Source organism: Spiroplasma endosymbiont of Seladonia tumulorum (assembly GCF_964020235.1).
Classification (GTDB): Bacteria; Bacillota_I; Bacilli_A; order Mycoplasmatales; family Mycoplasmataceae; genus Spiroplasma.
The window spans coordinates 1,977,561-1,995,003 of the sequence record NZ_OZ026545.1; the positions used below are offsets into that span (position 1 = coordinate 1,977,561).

At 24.6% G+C, this 17,443-nt stretch carries 18 protein-coding genes and 1 pseudogene; 14 read left to right on the forward strand and 5 right to left on the reverse strand.

What is annotated here, in order from left to right:
* Together AACL22_RS13965 and AACL22_RS12630 are read left to right on the forward strand one after the other, a co-directional pair.
* Positions 1–63 (forward strand): annotated as a pseudogene (locus tag AACL22_RS13965) (hypothetical protein); the annotation flags it as partial.
* 142 nt (positions 64–205) lie between these two features.
* Entirely contained in the window at positions 206–514 is a 309-nt protein-coding gene (locus AACL22_RS12630; RefSeq protein ID WP_338988777.1) for a hypothetical protein, read from the forward strand.
* Between the two features lie 27 nt (positions 515–541).
* Here AACL22_RS12630 and AACL22_RS12635 read toward each other — a convergent pair whose 3' ends face one another.
* Positions 542–742 (reverse strand): hypothetical protein, encoded by a 201-nt coding sequence (locus AACL22_RS12635; protein ID WP_338992622.1) that lies wholly within the window; start codon positions 740–742, stop codon positions 542–544.
* 900 nt (positions 743–1,642) lie between these two features.
* On the opposite strand from AACL22_RS12635, the gene AACL22_RS12640 reads away from it, so the two are divergent.
* The 11 genes from AACL22_RS12640 to AACL22_RS12690 all read left to right on the forward strand — a co-directional run bounded on the left by AACL22_RS12640 (position 1,643) and on the right by AACL22_RS12690 (position 11,188).
* Positions 1,643–1,927 (forward strand): hypothetical protein, encoded by a 285-nt coding sequence (locus AACL22_RS12640; RefSeq protein ID WP_338988664.1) that lies wholly within the window; start codon positions 1,643–1,645, stop codon positions 1,925–1,927.
* Positions 1,882–2,373 (forward strand): hypothetical protein, encoded by a 492-nt coding sequence (locus AACL22_RS12645; protein WP_338992625.1) that lies wholly within the window; start codon positions 1,882–1,884, stop codon positions 2,371–2,373. Before AACL22_RS12640 ends, AACL22_RS12645 begins: the two co-directional genes overlap by 46 nt.
* On the forward strand, positions 2,354–2,752 hold the full coding sequence (locus tag AACL22_RS12650) for a hypothetical protein (RefSeq protein WP_338991212.1): 399 nt from the start codon (positions 2,354–2,356) through the stop codon (positions 2,750–2,752). Before AACL22_RS12645 ends, AACL22_RS12650 begins: the two co-directional genes overlap by 20 nt.
* Positions 2,753–2,763: 11 nt before the next feature.
* Positions 2,764–3,222: a hypothetical protein gene (locus AACL22_RS12655; protein ID WP_338990294.1), complete on the forward strand. Its 459-nt coding sequence runs from the start codon at positions 2,764–2,766 to the stop codon at positions 3,220–3,222.
* Between the two features lie 17 nt (positions 3,223–3,239).
* Positions 3,240–4,466, forward strand: a complete 1,227-nt coding sequence (locus AACL22_RS12660) for a hypothetical protein (RefSeq protein WP_338992628.1) — start codon at positions 3,240–3,242, stop codon at positions 4,464–4,466.
* Positions 4,467–4,502: 36 nt separating this feature from the next.
* Positions 4,503–6,098, forward strand: a complete 1,596-nt coding sequence (locus tag AACL22_RS12665; RefSeq protein WP_338992630.1) for a hypothetical protein — start codon at positions 4,503–4,505, stop codon at positions 6,096–6,098.
* Between the two features lie 12 nt (positions 6,099–6,110).
* Positions 6,111–7,361, forward strand: a complete 1,251-nt coding sequence (locus AACL22_RS12670) for a hypothetical protein (RefSeq protein WP_338992633.1) — start codon at positions 6,111–6,113, stop codon at positions 7,359–7,361.
* A gap of 15 nt (positions 7,362–7,376) precedes the next feature.
* Positions 7,377–7,646, forward strand: a complete 270-nt coding sequence (locus AACL22_RS12675) for a hypothetical protein (RefSeq protein WP_338992636.1) — start codon at positions 7,377–7,379, stop codon at positions 7,644–7,646.
* 13 nt (positions 7,647–7,659) lie between these two features.
* The gene (locus AACL22_RS12680) at positions 7,660–8,172 is read left to right on the forward strand and encodes a hypothetical protein (protein WP_338992639.1); all 513 of its coding nucleotides are present in this window, start codon (positions 7,660–7,662) and stop codon (positions 8,170–8,172) included.
* 86 nt (positions 8,173–8,258) lie between these two features.
* Entirely contained in the window at positions 8,259–8,918 is a 660-nt protein-coding gene (locus tag AACL22_RS12685; protein WP_338992642.1) for a hypothetical protein, read from the forward strand.
* Positions 8,918–11,188, forward strand: coding sequence for a hypothetical protein (locus tag AACL22_RS12690; RefSeq protein WP_338992645.1), 2,271 nt, complete (start codon positions 8,918–8,920; stop codon positions 11,186–11,188). Before AACL22_RS12685 ends, AACL22_RS12690 begins: the two co-directional genes overlap by 1 nt.
* 207 nt (positions 11,189–11,395) lie before the next feature.
* Here the strand turns inward: AACL22_RS12690 and AACL22_RS12695 are convergent, their stop codons facing one another.
* Together AACL22_RS12695 and AACL22_RS12700 are read right to left on the reverse strand one after the other, a co-directional pair.
* Positions 11,396–11,926: a lipoprotein gene (locus AACL22_RS12695; RefSeq protein ID WP_338992647.1), complete on the reverse strand. Its 531-nt coding sequence runs from the start codon at positions 11,924–11,926 to the stop codon at positions 11,396–11,398.
* A gap of 12 nt (positions 11,927–11,938) precedes the next feature.
* Complete coding sequence (locus tag AACL22_RS12700; protein WP_338992650.1) at positions 11,939–12,838, reverse strand: hypothetical protein; 900 nt, start codon at positions 12,836–12,838, stop codon at positions 11,939–11,941.
* Between the two features lie 419 nt (positions 12,839–13,257).
* Between AACL22_RS12700 and AACL22_RS12705 the strand changes: the two genes are divergently transcribed.
* Positions 13,258–14,235: an IS30 family transposase gene (locus AACL22_RS12705; RefSeq protein WP_338992653.1), complete on the forward strand. Its 978-nt coding sequence runs from the start codon at positions 13,258–13,260 to the stop codon at positions 14,233–14,235.
* A gap of 626 nt (positions 14,236–14,861) precedes the next feature.
* Here the strand turns inward: AACL22_RS12705 and AACL22_RS12710 are convergent.
* Entirely contained in the window at positions 14,862–16,430 is a 1,569-nt protein-coding gene (locus tag AACL22_RS12710; RefSeq protein WP_338992656.1) for a hypothetical protein, read from the reverse strand.
* Complete coding sequence (locus AACL22_RS12715) at positions 16,430–17,437, reverse strand: hypothetical protein (RefSeq protein ID WP_338992659.1); 1,008 nt, start codon at positions 17,435–17,437, stop codon at positions 16,430–16,432. Before AACL22_RS12715 ends, AACL22_RS12710 begins: the two co-directional genes overlap by 1 nt.
* Positions 17,438–17,443 lie beyond the last annotated feature (6 nt).

A 17,443-nucleotide genomic window follows, 5' to 3' on the forward strand; every position in this document is an offset into this window, starting at 1 on the left:
ATGAAAAAGAAATTAAGTCTTTTGGGAACAATCACTTTAATAGGAACAAGTACAGCCAGTTTAGTTGCCTGTAATACACCACAATATATCGAGGAACAATTAAATAAACTAAAAGAAAAAAATAATATAAAAACAAAAAATGGTATTTTAGAATGAATAGCATATCAAGAAAAACCATTTAATCAAGTGGATAATAAATGATATTTTGCTATATGGAAACCTAATAATTCTATTTATTGAAAAATATCAAAATTTAAACACGATACAAATAAAGGAAAAAAATGAGGATTGAGATCCATTAAAACCATATTATATTGATCTCTTTTTATGGGTTTTTGAAACAAAAGAACAAGATTTATTAATAGATGATCAATCAGAAGGTAAAATAGAACGAATTTTTTGAAATGAAGATAAGGGACGAAATTTTAAAGCAGTTTATCGTTGAAATTTAGAAGATACTAATGTACCTAATTTAATTATTGATAAAACCGGTAATGTAAAAGTTAATGAATAATAAAAAGTCATTTTAATAAATGACTTTTTATATTTCTAATATAATTAATGATAATTTTTCATTATTTTTATTAAATAGTTGTAAATTATTAATATTAATTTGTTCTTTTTCAGTAAAAATTGTAATTTCATAATTACCATAACCTCATATACCTGATATTTCAATTTGATTTAAATTAAATAGTTTTTTATCAAAAGTTATTTTAATACTTGTAAATTGTAAATGCAAATGTAGCACTTTATTGAAAAAGAATAAAGTGCTTTTTATTTTGTAAAAAATACTTATATTTATTGGATTAATCGTTAGATAGTATCTTTTACACTTAATAAAATATGTTTTTTCAGAAAAATCCATCCTTTCTTTTCTTAAAAAATTTTGAATAATTGTTTTATTTAGTTGTTAGTTAATTGTTAAATATAATTACTAAAAAATATATTTAATAAACAAAGAATTAAAAAAGATAATGAGATAAAAAAATAAAGATACTATCTAACGATTAATCCAAAATTCAATCTTTAAAACTTAATATTTTTTGATGCTTAAAGATGGATAACTCATCTATGGCACGAAGCCTTAAAGAAAGTGTGAAAGCGATTGGATTTACTACTCCTATTTATTTCTTTAATTCTCGGCAAGATTAATCACTTGCGAAATGTCAGAGCATGTGTTTTTTGGCTTGTTTTCATAAAAAGAGTGTTGTTAAACCGAAAAAAACAATATCGGACACTAAAAAAACAAGAGGGTTGGAACTCCAAAAGGTTATTTTCTTTATATAAAGTTGTGTAGGGATGGATGAAGCGTAATTAATAACTGGGTAAACTGTTTTTGTTTATTTCCGTATGGGGGTAAACTCTATCAAAATATCCTATCCGCCCCCGCTCACCTTCAAAGTGGAGCGGGCGGCGAAGTAATTAAATATTAAAATAAATTATTTACTAAATATCAAAATATTAACCAATAAAGGAATATTATGTTTTTTTACAGAAAGGAAATATTTGATGAAAAAATGAAATAAAAAAATTAAAAATAAATTACAAGAATTAATGATACGAGCTTATCTGGTAACAGTAAATGATATTAATGATGAAATTTGAGCAACAAATAAAAAGAATTAAGGAGTATAGATAAATGACAGAATATAAAAGTAAATATATTAATAAAACTTGAAATGAAATAACAACATCATTTGATTGAGTTAATTGTCAACCTATTAATTGTCGTATTTCACATCATAAAAAGCATTATGATTTGCAATGTTTAGAATGAGCCAAAATGTACTTAAATTTATTTAAAGACAAGTGAGATGTTATTGTTTCATATATGCAATATTATAAAATTAACGATATTTTAGATTTAGCATCCGATGGATGAAAAATATTACAAATTGACAAAAAAATAAAACAAATAAATTAAAATATATTATTGCAATTGACCCTGCTGGAATTGGACAAACTGGTATTATTATTTATAATGTTTTGCAAAAGAAAATAATTAATAATATTACTTTTAATTCCAAAAATGAAGAAGAAGCAATAAATAATATGTATTTAATATTAAATGAGTTTAAAAATAAAATTTGTTCTTATTTAAATAAAGTTATTGTAATAATTGAAGATTATCAACTTCATAAGGGTTTAAAAATAAAAAATCCATTATCTACTCCTAAATTTATTGGTGGTTTAAAAGTTTTATGCAAATATCTATTTAATTTAAAATATATTTTACAATCACCAGTCATTAAGAAAAATTATATTTATAAAGGAAATATTAAAATGTCAGAGCACGAACACGATGCTTGAAAACATTTACAGTATTTTTTAGCAAAAGGAGTTGATAAAAATGGCACAAACAAAAAGTAATTTACCTAAAAAATCAATAACTAATAAACCTAAAATAAAAAATAAAAAAGTTAATAAGTTAGAATTAACTGTTAGATTACATGAAAATCCGATTAAAACTAAGATTAAGGCACTGGTTGCTGGTGGTGTTGAAGTTGATGCTTGTTCGGCTAAATGTCAGTGAGAAGGATTAAATTACTCAACATTATCAATATATAACCCATCTATTTTAACTGAGTTTTTGAAATTAAAAAAAGATGATGAGATAAAAATTAAAGGCTCAGTATTTAATCAGTTAAATATAAAAACTAAACGCTATTTTTTGTCTTTTAGAGTAGACAGTTTTGAAATTATACAAAAAGCGATTAGAAAAAGAACAAATACAAATATTAAAAAATAGGAGGAAAAACAATGGCATTAAAAAATGTAAAATATGTTCTTATTAATGAAAATAGTGAACCTATTAAAAATGAAGATGGTAGTTTAGATATTAAAACTGCTGAAATTATTTTAGAAAATACTGCTGAAGTTGAAGAATTTAATGCAATTAATTTAGAAAATAGTAATCAGCAAATCAACGAACTACAAACAAAAAATACTGAATTAACTTCACAAATTGAACAACAAACAATTCAATTAAAACAAATTGAAGTAATTGACTTTATTAATTCTTTAACTGATAATGAAGAATTTAAAAATGTTTTATTAAAGTCTTATGATATTACTGATGATATTGAAATCATTAAAACACAATTGCAAAGTGTTTATGATGAATTAATTAAGGTACAAACAGTTAATACTGGTGGCGTACCAAAAGTAGAAAACAAAGAAAACAATATTTTAGATACAGACAATGTATTTAATAAATAGAAAGAAGGAAGTAAATTATGGCACAAAACCCACAAAGAATTTTCGGAGATATTGCTAATCAAGCAACAAAACGAGATCGAGAAACATTTGAACAATGATATTTACAAACTTATCAACAAAAATTTAGTTGAGAAGCATTATTTGCATGAAAAGATGCAAGTAAATTTAGTTTAGCATATAAAAGAAAGAAAAATATTAAATATAATGAAGGTTCTGGTAAAGATGGGAAAGTATTTAATACTGATGATAAATTATTAAATTATTCAGAAGTAGAATTTGATGATGGAATTGTTGAATTAGATACAATTTTAACTTTTGCTCGTAAATTAGACCCTGTAGAAAGTGATTTTAACCCTAATCTTTGGGCTGCTGATATTGAACAAGCAATGGATACTGAGGTTGCTTATAAACGTAATAAAATTTTAGAAATTATTAATAAAGGAGTAGTTACAACCATTCAAGGCCAAAAAGCAGATGATACTAATGCTTTACAAATTCACGATGAAATTATGGATAAAATATATGAAAATGGATTTACCCCATCAGAAACAGTTGTCTTGGGCTCGGCTGATTTTATTCGTGGAATTCGTAATAAATTACAGTTACAACTTGGAGCAAATGACCAAATAAACAATGTAATTGAAACAAGCGGAGCAATGAAAACTGTTGAAGGAACAACATATTATATGGTTCCTAAAAAATTACCAATTATTAATAAAGATGGTTCAGAAGGAACAATTACTCTATTACCAGATGGTGTTAATGCAATTGCCTTTAAATTTAGTAAAAAATATGACCCTCTTATCTTACGCAAAAAAGACCATACTCCATTAAGAGTTGGTGCAGCTGCATTGGGTACTGGAATGGGTAATACTTTGATTATGGAAAGAGTTTTATATTTAGGTGGGGCAGTAGTTGAACCTAAGGGAATTATTAAACATATTGTTTCAAAAATTGATATTAGTAAAATTAATAAAATAGATAAACCAAATATTCATGTTACAGACCCAACAAAAGCAACAGCCGAACAGTTAAAATCACAATTTAAAGATGTTGTTTTAAAAGCAGTAAAAGCAGTAAATAGTTCTTTAACTGAAAGTGATTTTGATTACTTTATTGAAAGTAAAGGTGAAGACTGACCAATTAATATTACAAATGATAAAACTGTTGAAGTTCAAATTGAAGGTAAAAACAACGCTACTGGTCAAACAAATCCGATTGATGTTAAAATTAAAAATTCTTAATAGTACTAAAAAATAGTACTTTTTCGTTTGATATATATGCCAATTGGAACATCTAAAACAGCCCTTATTTATGCTGTTAAAAAAAATCCAACTAGATTGTCAATCCAACAACAAGAAAAAAATTTTGGTTTACAGTTATTAGAATTTTTAGGAATTCAAGTTTTAGCACTTGGTTTATCAGTTTTAACTGGTGGTATTGCTTCGGCTGTTGGTCTTGGTGCGGGATTATCTAATTTTGCCGCAGCATTTATCTCATTTGGAGTAGAAACAGCAACCGATTTTGCCGTAAATCAAATATACGATAAATTAACATCAGAAGTGACAGTAAAAAGTACTGCCTTAAATTTGCTACCAGCAATTGGTGGTATTGGAAAATTAACGCGTGCTGCTCGAACAACTAAAATTTTAAAATTAGCGAAAGAAACTAAACTACTTGAAAAATTAGGTGTAATAACTGCTAATAATTTAGAAGATGTTGTAAGGCAAGTTACAGGTAAAAAGATTTTATCTGATAAATTAATATTTGATTTTACAAAACAAGCTAATAATGAAACTTTATTATATACAATTGGAAAATTAGCCCGAAATGATTTTTATAAGGGTTTTAAAGTTTCTAAATTAGAAACAATTAATAATTTATTAAAAATTGAAAAAAATATTCAAAAAATAAGTCCTACATTAGTTCAAAAAATACCACGCATAAATGAAATAAATGCTAATAAATGATTGTCTGAATATGGATTAAATATTGATAAAATAAGCAAAATTAATACTAATGAGTGATATAACATAATGACTAATCTTCATAAAAAAGGTGTTGGTAAAAACCTAATATTAAATGCTAATTTAATGCGGGGCAGTAAAATATATAATAATAAATTATTAAATATTTTTCATCAAACACCAATTAAATTAAATAAAATTTTAAATCATTTAAACCCAAATTTTTATATTCAAAAAGTAACTAAAAAATTATTAGCCCCAATTGAAAAACAAATAATTACTATTAAACAAAAAGTAATTAGTAAAATTACTGATAAAACTAAAAAAATATTATCTAAATTTGAAACTAAGGCTATTAAAAAAGGTCAATTATTACCTTTTGCTTATGGTTCTGATGTTTTTTTAACAGTTAAAATTGTTCCATTATCAGTTGCGGGTGAAGTTGCTTTAACAATATATTATAAAAATCCTAAATATGCCCCTATTGTCGTTATGACAACTTTAATCAAAGCAGAACAGTTTGTTTTAGCTCCTGAACCGTTTAAATTCTATATGAACAGTGAATGGTTTATTGGTTGGGGATTTAAAAAAACAAGTTTGTTTAATTTAGTTTCTTTTGCCCCACTTGTTTATCAGCAAGTAGTAAAAGATAGTTTTAAAATATATCGGACAATTGCTAAGATATTAAAAATGCAAGAACAATTTAAAAATAACTTTAATAAATATAAATTGTTAAATACGCTAGAAGATAGTGCGGTTACTAGTTTGTTAGGTAATGGACTAGTATTTCAAGCATATAAACAACTCAGAACAAAACAAGATTTAAACAAAACAATTAAAACAAAAACATTACTAAATAGTAAAAAATTTATATTAAAGAAAATATATTCTAAAAAAAGTAAATGATAAGGAGATGATTAAATGTTAAATGAATTATGACAAAATGTTACTTTGGAAAATTATAATAATTTTATTCCAATGACAGGTAAAATTACACAAGCTCCAGTTCGTTATAATAAGTTTTTTAAAGGTGATGTAGAATTATGATTTAAAACATTTGCTTTAAGAGCCCAAAATATGATTAATTCTTACTTAAACTATCCATTTTCAAAACTAAAGTTTGAAACATTTAAAGATCCATTATTAAAGAAAATTTGTATTAATATGGTGTTTATTACGATTGAGCATTGAACATTTAACCGCATTCCAATTGAATTTTTTACTTCGGCAAATATGAGTGTTGGTGATATTAATTATTCATCGCAAAATGACCCTATGATTACTTGACAAGGTCTATTGCCTACCTATGCAAAATCATTGGCTAATTTAACAACTTTAAAGAAAATGTTTCGTACTTTTCAAGAAGAAGGTATTGATTTAACAATGATTGATTTAGAAGCATATTATACTCAATTAGAAGTTGATGCTTTAATAGAAAAAGAAAAAACTAAGATTGACAATAAAACTATTGTTAAAAATAACAATAATGAAATAAATGTTCCCTTTGATAATGATACTATTTATGAAAAAAATGGTGTCTGAAAAGCAAAACAAAGTGGCGGTAGTGATATTAAAATTGATAATAAAACAATTATTAAAAATACTGCTGATGAATTAATGGTTTCAGATTTAAAACAAAATAAAATAACTTTATTACCTAATAGTAGTGGTCGTGTTAATGCTGATTTTAATGCTGAAAACGGGGAATTAAGAATTTGAGACCCTAGTTTTGAAGGTGGTAAAAATACTGCTGATTATATGATTATTGATAGTACAGTTGCGGGAATTGAAAGTACTGATGATACATTTGGTACTACTAAATATTTAGATAAATTTTATTTACAGAAAAAAGATTTACCTAAAATATCAAATGATTGAAAAGTTGTTGATACTAGTGATTTTGTTCAAGATTCTAAAGGATATAAAATTAAAAATTTTAATAAGTCAGAATATTATTATCGTTTATGGTGTTATACAACGCTTGAGATAGAACTATATATAATTACGCATATAAACTTTAAAGGTCAATTAGCAAGTGGAATATCATATGGAAATAATCCAAGTCGTTGAATTACCATTCAATTATTTTCCAACGGTGAGTTTAAATTATCATCAATATCAAATAGTGTTGAAATTAAAGGATTGTATATTGAAAGAAAAAAAGTAAGTTAGGAAGGAGATGGTATTATGCCAAAAGTAACTATTAAAGATATGATTATGTTTTTGAAAATCTTTGGAGTTTCATCATTGTTTTTTATTTCCGGAATTATTATTTGTTTTATCGGAGAAAAAACATTGGGTATTTCTTGACCAGCATATGTTATTGTTTCAGCAATGCTTATTGGAGCAGGAATTATAGTTTTAATTATTGAAACTATTAGATTTATCAAAACTCATAACAAACAACAAAAACAAGATAGTATTGAAGATGTTATTAAAAAAGAAGATACGAAATAAAGAGGTGATATAAATGGGATTGTTACCAGCAAAAAAGAAATTAAAAAAAGAATATGATATTGATAGTTATTATCTTAATTTAGCATCAACGATTACTAATCGTAAAAATGTTACTGTTCAAAAACATAATGAAATTTTAGAAAAAAGAATTTGTGAAGATAATGCTAATTTTTTAAATCCACGTGATTTAGAAATTAGCATTTATAATCCAATTAATAATAAACAGATAGATACTAAATTAATTAATAACTTTTTAAAAATGCAAGACTTTACTAATAAGAATTGATATAACGAATATAAAATTAATAAGAATGGTAAAGGTGCATATTTTATTTTTGCTAATAATTCAAAACTTAATTTTATTACGATTGATTTTTACAATGACCAATATGACGAATTAGGTAATTTAGTTTCGTGTACTTTTGATTATGACCCTTATCTTAAAAATGACCAGAGTGTTTTTATTACTGAAAAATTAGAAATTAATTATGTAACTAAACAAGTAAAAAAGTTATTAGAAAGTTAAAAACACGATTATACAGTACTATTACCGACTTATATATTGATGATACTAAATGAAATAACTATACAACATTACAAAGAGAGGAAATATTGCCACTTAATTTTATTCCGATTGAAATTATTCCTAATAACCCTAATTTTGAACCTTCTGCTCGTTATGGTAAACAATTTGCTAGTATTTTAGATATTATTGCGGAAAAGATTATGTTAGACCCATTATTAAATAGTGGTAAATTTACCATTAATACTAATGGAGTTACTGGTGTTGTTGACCAAGAAATTAGTAAAATGTTAGCTTCGTTTATTGAAAATGACTTGTTATTAGTTGAAGGAGACCCCGATAGTAATTTTCAACCAGTAGACTATATTGCTGGTAATTTTAAAGGTGAACAATTAACCAAAATATATGATTGATTATTAACTAATTACTATAAAATAAATCGCCACCATGTTCCCGCAATCGCTAAGGGGGCTCAACAAACACAAGCGGAAGTTGCTGGTGTTAATATTCAAACAAACGCTTCGTATGAACAAATGATATATATCAGAGAAATTAAATTAACTGAATTCATTATTAAGTTAATTAAATATGATAATGCTATTTTAAATAGTAGAACATTTAATATTAAAAATATTGATGATTTAATTGTTGATGTTCGCTTACCAGTAAATGCTACTTTAAACAGACAATTAAATAACAATGAAACTATTATAAATATGCCTAATGAAGAACAAGGAGAACAAAAATAATGTTAAAACCATCAGAAAAAATGTTAGCACAATTAGCAGAAAATGATGAACCAATTGATTATTCAATTGATAGTATTCCGCTAGATTTTGCTAATCAATCACAATATAGCGACCCTGATTTAGAACAATTATTTACCGAAGACCGTGCAAGAACCTTATATATTTATAAAATTAATAATCTTGTTAAGACAAAACAAAAACCAACCTTAAACTACTCTCAAAATAGTGTTAAAATAGGTTTTGTTGACAAAGATGAATATATTAAGATTATTGGTTATGAAATCAGTGATTTTAATTTTAAATTACAAATTCAACAAAATACCACAGTTCAAGATAATAGTACAAGTTATGTAATGATTGATGAAAAAGATATTTTAATTAATGATATTTCAAAACAAGACAAAGAATTTTTAGAAACATTAGACTTAAAAATAGTATCTATTAATGAACAAATTACAGAAGACAATAAAAATGAATGTTACATCATTGAAGAATATAAACGCCCTTATTCACCCGATGGTGTTAATATTATTAAATCTATGCATTTAGTTAAAATAACTGATTTTAAGTGAAAAAACCAAAATAGTATTCATTTAGTATTGCAAAAATCATTACCCGAAGACACAGTATTTACTGGGATTGAAATTAAATACCCTAAATCAATGTTATTTGGAAATATTAAGTGTTGAGGCAATGTTAATGGTGTTTATTCTTATCCATCATCAATAGTTGAAAACGCTAGTTTAGTACCTTTACTATCAATGCCAATAGAAACCAACCCTAATGTACGAATATTTCAATATTGATTTACGGAAAGTTTTTTGCCATGAAGTATCGCTAAAAACTATATTCAAGGTGCTGATATTTTAGGTTTAATAAATAAAAATGGTTTAGAAAAAGTTTTATTAAATTTTTTAACATATCGTTATAATTATGATCGAAAATTTCAAGGGGCAAAATACGATGAAAAAGGTAACCCTACAAATAAAGTGGCTGAATTACGCCAAAAATTCGAAGGACAAAAACCAGAAGATGTTATTGATGGTCTATTTGAAGAATGAAAATTCAAAAACCCAACTCTTATTAATGATAAAGTTATAAAAATATTTAAACAAATTATTTATATGCTTTCAAATTATACATATAGCAAATATGCAATTAATAAAGGCTATAATGATGATATTAAGTTAATTGCCCCCTATTATTTTGAATTATTATCAATACCTGAACCTGATAAAAAAGATGAAAATTATTGAAAATTTAAAAAATGTATAATTGAGTTAAATTCATTGTATTTTAATTTTTCTGGTGGTCCAATTCCACCATCGCCATTAAATTATTGAGAAAAAGTTTATGCAGATGGTAAACCGTTTAATGAAGTTGATAATAAATATTATTTTGTTGTGTGAAAGGGCAAAACAGAATGATATATAACAAAGTTTCTTAATAATGAAAAAATAAATCAACATGGCAGAAAAGTATTAAAAGAAGAAGACGGATATGAGATTGGTTTATATCATTATAGTAATTTTAAATATGAAGTTGATTTATTTAATTATGAACCATCTAAAATGACAAACTGACCTTGAAGAATTGACAAAGGAACTTATTTTAAATCTGTTTATCGTTGTGAAATAAAGGGTGAACCAAATATACCAAGTATTGACCCAACAACAGGACAAATTATAGAATGAAATTTAAAACATCAGAATAATAACAACAAAAATGATGAAATTAAAGCAATTATAAAAAATAAAGATATTTCAGAAAACTCCATTTATCAATTAGAAGCAAATTATTTTAATTGACTATCAATAACAAGTGAATTAGAAACAAATAACATTCCGTCTTTAATTCCTGCTGAAATTAAACTATCAGATGGAGAATATGGTAAGTATTTAACTAATTTAATTGTTTCTAATCAAAAAATAGAAGATTATTTAAATTATTTTTCACAATGATATAAATTGCTTTATTCTAAGGCAGATTGAGGGGGAATAACTAAAAAATTAGTTGTAGATAATATTAAAATAACTTTTGATAAGCATCCAAAACTATTTAATTTAAATGAAATTGAAATATCTGGTATATGGGGTTATGGAAATTATGATATAAATATTTATGTTGATAAATCAAATGAAAAAACTATTGAAGGAAAAGATATAAATTTAAAATTAATTAAAAGTTGTCCTATTGGAACCAAAGTTAGTGGAGTTAAGGATAGAAATACATATCTTATATTAATTGAAAATGATGTCTGATATCTTTAAAAAAATGGTGTTGAAGATGAAAAATCTTATTCAAATATTGCGGTTGCTGATTTTTTAAAAAAATCAAATAATATAATATTTTTTTATCCACCCATAAAAGAAGAAATTAATATTAATAATTTAGAATTATTTAATAAAAACAATGAAAAACTATCATTAATTACATTAGAAATATAAAAAGTCATTTTAATAAATGACTTTTTATTATTAATTAACTTTTATATTACCATCATTATTAACAACTAAATCAGGTAAATTTTGTTCATCACCATTTCAACGATAAACAGATTTAAAATAAGTTCCTTTGTCAATTCTTCAAGGTCAGTTTGTCATTTTAGATGGTTCATAATTAAATAAATCAACTTCATATTTAAAATTACTATAACGATATAAACCAATCTCATATCCGTCTTCTTCTTTTAATACTTTTCTGCCATGTTGATTTATTTTTTCATTATTAAGAAACTTTGTTATATATCATTCTGTTTTGCCCTTTCACACAACAAAATAATATTTATTATCAACTTCATTAAACGGTTTTTCTTGTGGTACCATTCATTCTAAGTTGTTTTTAATTTCTTGGTTATCAGTATTTATTTTGTTTTTTTCTTTTAATTTTGTTAATTCTTCAGTTGTATATTCTTTTTCTTGTGGTGTATTACTATTACAAGCAACTAAACTTGTTGTACTTGTTCCAATTAAAGTGATTGTTCCTAAAATACCTAATATCTTTTTCATATTTTAATTCTATTATACTATAGCTGCCATTAGTTCTGGTTCTGCCATTTCTCAAATTGATGAAAAAATACTAATAGCTTTTTCACAAAATAATTGAAAAACATCTTCATGTATTAATAATTCACCGTTTTCTATTTGATTAAATAAAATATTAAAAATTTTTTCCCCCGTAATTGAAATTTCTGTAGTTTGATCTGGAATAAATTCACCTTCACTGTCTCTTCATGGATCTCTAACATAATAAATATCTTCAAGTATATTTTCTTTATTTGGTTTGATTCCAACAATTAATGCAGAATGAGAAGAGTTATTAAATATTTGGCCATAATGTTCTAATTCAAAAAAACCACCAAACATAACAGGAGATTGTCTAGAAAGAGATTCCCATATTAAATGTCTTATCCACATTCTTTTTTCTATATCATTTAATCTATTTCAAAATAATCGAGTTAAATCAATTTCCTTTAAATTATATCCCAAACTTTCTTTAATTATCGGGTTTGTGTTAAATAATTCAATTACATTTGATAACGAAACACCCCCATCATTTATAATGTCTGAAAAAAAACTTATAATTTCTTCTTGTTCCATTTCTTTAAGATCTTTATTATTAAGAATATTATTATCAAATATATTTTTTAAAACTGCAATAACACATCATGAATTAGTTGTTTGAAATTGCATTGGTTTTTTCATGCTAGTTTTTCTTAAATCAATTAACACATCTTCTAATATTGGATATGTTATTTCTTGTCTTTTAACTCTATTTAAATTTTTTAAATTATTTATTTGTTGAAAATTAATATCACTATTTAACGTTTCTTCTTTTTGATAAGGACTAGCGGCAATTGTTGTTGGGACAGCAGTTCCACTAATAATTAATACACTTAATAAACTTAAAAGTTTTTTCATTTTGTATAATTTCCTTTCTTTTATCTTGAAATTTTTTATCAAGATCTATTGACATTATATATATATATATATATATATACAAGCGCTTTTAAATATATTTTAGAAAGGAGATGAATTATAATGGTTATTATTTTGATTATATTGTACTAAATCTGGGCTCGCGGTAATTTTCATAAGTTTGTGAAAAATGCCTTAAAGTTTAAAAAAACTTTTGCCGCGCTTTTCAAAATACTTGGGAAAAATTCTAAGCGTTAAGCGAAGAATTTTATAAAGGTTCCCAAATTTGTTTGAAAGAACCTCAAAACTTTTTTTAACTTGTAAGTTATTTTATCACAAAAATTTAAGAAAATCAACCGCTCGCCCAAAACCTCAAAAAACTATATAATTAACTTTGTATATAAAAGAAAGGATTTTTTAAAATGGATAAAACAAAGCATCATTTTACTTTTAAAGAAAGAGTAATGTTAAAAGATTTATTAGAACTTGATTCTTTAAAAAGAAAAAATGGTAAACCCAATATATCTAAAATAGCAAAAATATTGCATAAAAATCGCAATACAATTAGACGAGAAATAAAAAGGTTAAAAGATAATGAATATGACGCTAAATTAGCACACGAAGATTATTTACAAAAACAACAAAAATGTTTTAAAAAATCATCATTATTGCTAAATATTTTAGAATGACTAGATGAAAAATATAACAAATTTCATGATTCACCAGAACAAATCTGTAAAAAATATGAAAAAGAGTTTGGTATTAAATTTCCAGTATGTTTTAAAACTTTATATAAATATATTCATTTGGGATTTTTAAATTTCAAGAAATATAATTTGTATTTTCATGGTAGAAAATATAAAACAAAAAATAGGATTGATAATCGCGGTAAAATAAGAAATTTTAGAACTATTGAAGAAGCAAAACATGATAAATATGAATTTGGTTGATTTCAAATGGACACTATGGTTGGTAAAAATAATAGTGTTTGTTTAGTTTTAATCGAAGAATTAACGCAATTTAAAATCATTGAACCATTAAAAGAAAAAACAACAAAAGAAGTTACAAACGCATTAAAACGAATTTTTTCTAACAGATTTTTTAAAGATAGATGCAAAGGAATAATAACAGATCAAGGCAAAGAATTTGCTGATTGAGAAAAAATTGAAAAAATAACAAATGCTAAAGTATATTTTTGTGACGCTGGAACTCCAACACAAAAACCCAAAGTTGAAAGAGCAATTCGTGATTTTAGACATTGATTTTCCAAAGGAATTGATTTAAGTATTTATTCAAGAAATTATTATCAAGAAGTTGCCAATATAATAAACTCTAAACTTAAAAAATCTTTACATTGACTATCTTCAAAAGAAGTTTTTATACAAATGTTTAATTTTTAATATAATTACTTATAAAATTTTAATCATTTTATTTTTCGGTGTGTCAAAATTCATAAATTTAAGACAAAACTACTAAATTTTTTTAAAATAAATTATATTGAACATTTATTTTATTGATGTTATAATGAAATCAAATAAAGTGCTACACTTCATAGTACAATTTACAACTATAATCAATTAAATCTTCGATTGTACTAATTCAATCTATTTTAGAATAAAGTAATTTATATCATTCAGAAAAATAATTTAAATAGTTTTCTATTTTGTCATTAAAAACAATTAAATTAGTTAAATATTTCCCATATTCACCATCAGATAATTTAATTTCTGATGGAATAAGAGAAGGAATGTTATTTGTTTCTAATTCATTTGTTACGGATAATCAATTAAAAAAATTTGCTTCTAATCGATAAATAGGATTTTCTGAAATATCTTTGTTTTTAACACTTACTTTAATTTCATTATCTTTGTTATTATTAACATTTATTTGTTGTTTTAAATTTCAATCAATAATTTTTCCAGTACTTGAATCAATTAAAGGTTTAAGAGGTTCACCACCACCATTTCAACGATAAACTGCTTTAAAATTTCGTCCCTTATCTTCATTTCAAAAAATTCGTTCTATTTTACCTTCTGATTGATCATCTATTAATAAATCTTGTTCTTTTGTTTCAAAAACCCATAAAAAGAGATCAATATAATATGGTTTTAATGGATCCCAATCCTCATTTTTTTCCTTTATTTGTATCGTGTTTAAATTTTGATATTTTTCAATAAATAGAATTATTAGGTTTCCATATAGCAAAATATCATTTATTATCCACTTGATTAAATGGTTTTTCTTGTGCTTTAATTTCTTTTCAATAATTTACTGTAATTGGTGGATTAGAACCAATAAAATCAAAATATAATGAATATATTTGTACTTGACAATCTGAAAAATAAAAATATCCTTCTTCTAATCTATTTGGTTTTGAAATTAGTTTAAAATAATAAGGAGCAATTAATTTAATATCATCATTATAGCCTTTATTAATTGCATACTTGCTATATGTATAATTTGATAACATATAAATAATTTGTTTAAATCTTTTGACAACATTTTCATTAAGAAATGTGGAATTATCTAATTTTCAATTTTCAAATAAACCATCAATTACATCTTCTGGTTTTTGTCCTTCAAATTTTTGGCGCAGTTCAGCCGCTTTATTGGTAGGATTACCTTTTTCATCGTATTTTGCTCCTTGAAATTTACGGTCATAATTATAACGATATGTTAAATAATTTAATAAAACTTTTTCTAAACCATTTTTATTTACCAAATCTAAAATATCTTTTCCTTGAATATAGTTTTTGGCTATACTTCATGGTAAAAAACTTTCAGTAAATCAATACTGAAATATTCTTACATTAGGGTTTGTTTCAATTGGCATTGATAGTAAAGGTACTAAACTAGCGTTTTCAACTATTGATTGTGGATAAGAATAAACACCATTAACATTGCCTCAACACTTAATATTTCCAAATAACATTGATTTAGGGTATTTAATTTCAATCCCAGTAAATACTGTGTCTTCGGGTAATGATTTTTGTAATACTAAATGAATACTATTTTGGTTTTTTCATTTAAAATCAGTTATTTTAACTAAATGCATAGATTTAATAATATTAACACCATCGGGTGAATAAGGGCCTTTGTATTCTTCAATGATATAACATTCATTTTTGTTATCTTCACTAATTGGCTCATTAATAGATACTATTTTTAAGTCATAGGATTCTAAAAATTCTTTGTCTTGTTTTGAAATATCATTAATTAAAATATCTTTTTCATCAATCATAACATAACTTGTGCTATTATCTTGGACTGTGGTATTTTGTTGAATTTGTAATTTAAAGTTAAAATCACTAATTTCATAACCAGTTATTTTAATATATTCATCTTTGTCAATAAAACCTATTTTAACGCTATTTTGAGAGTAATTTAAGATTGGTTTTTGCTTTGTCTTAACAATATTATTAATTTTATAAATATATAAGGTTCTTGCACGGTCTTCAGTAAATAATTGTTCTAAGTCAGGGTTGCTGTACTGCGATTGAGCAGCAAAATCTAACGGAATACTATCGATTGAATAGTCAATTGGTTCATCATTTTCCGCTAATTGTGCTAACATTTTTTCAGATGGTTTTAACATTATTCTTGTTCTCCTTCTTCATTAGGCATATTGATAATAGTTTCGTTGTTTTTTAATTGTCTGTTTAAAGTAGCATTTACTGGTAAGCGAACATCAACAATTAACTCATCAATATTTTTAATATTGAATGTTCTACTGTTTAAAATCGCATTATCATATTTAATTAACTTAATAATGAATTCAGTTAATTTAATTTCTCTAATATATATCATTTGTTCATATGATGCGTTTGTTTGAATATTTACTCCCGCAACTTCTGCTTGTGTTTGTTGGGCTCCCTTGGCGATTGCGGGAACATGATGGCGATTTATTTTATAGTAATTAGTTAATAATCAATCATATATTTTGGTTAATTGTTCACCTTTAAAATTACCCGCAATATAATCTACTGGTTGAAAATTACTATCAGGGTCTCCTTCAACTAATAACAAGTCATTTTCAATAAATGAAGCTAGCATTTTACTAATTTCTTGGTCAACTACACCAGTCACGCCGTTAGTATTAATAGTAAATTTACCACTATTTAATAATGGATCTAACATTATCTTTTCAGCAATAATATCTAAAATACTAGCAAATTGTTTACCATAACGAGCAGAAGGCTCAAAATTAGGGTTATTAGGAATAATTTGAATTGGAATAAAATTAAGTGGTAATATTTCTTCTCTTTGTAAAGTTGTATAGTTATTTCATTTAGCATCATCAATATATAAGTCGGTAATAGTACTATATAATCGTGTTTTTAACTTTCTAATAACTTTAACTTGTTTAGTTACAGCATCAATCTCTAATTTTTCAGTAATAAAAATACTCTGGTCATTTTTAATATAAGAGTCATAATCAAAAGTACAAGATACTAAATTACCTAATTCATCATATTGGTCATTGTAAAAATCAATAGTAATAAAATTAAGTTTTGAATTATTAACAAAAATAAAGTATGTACCCCTACCATTCTTATTAATTTTATATTCGTTATATCAATTTTTATTAGTAAAGTCTTGCATCTTTAA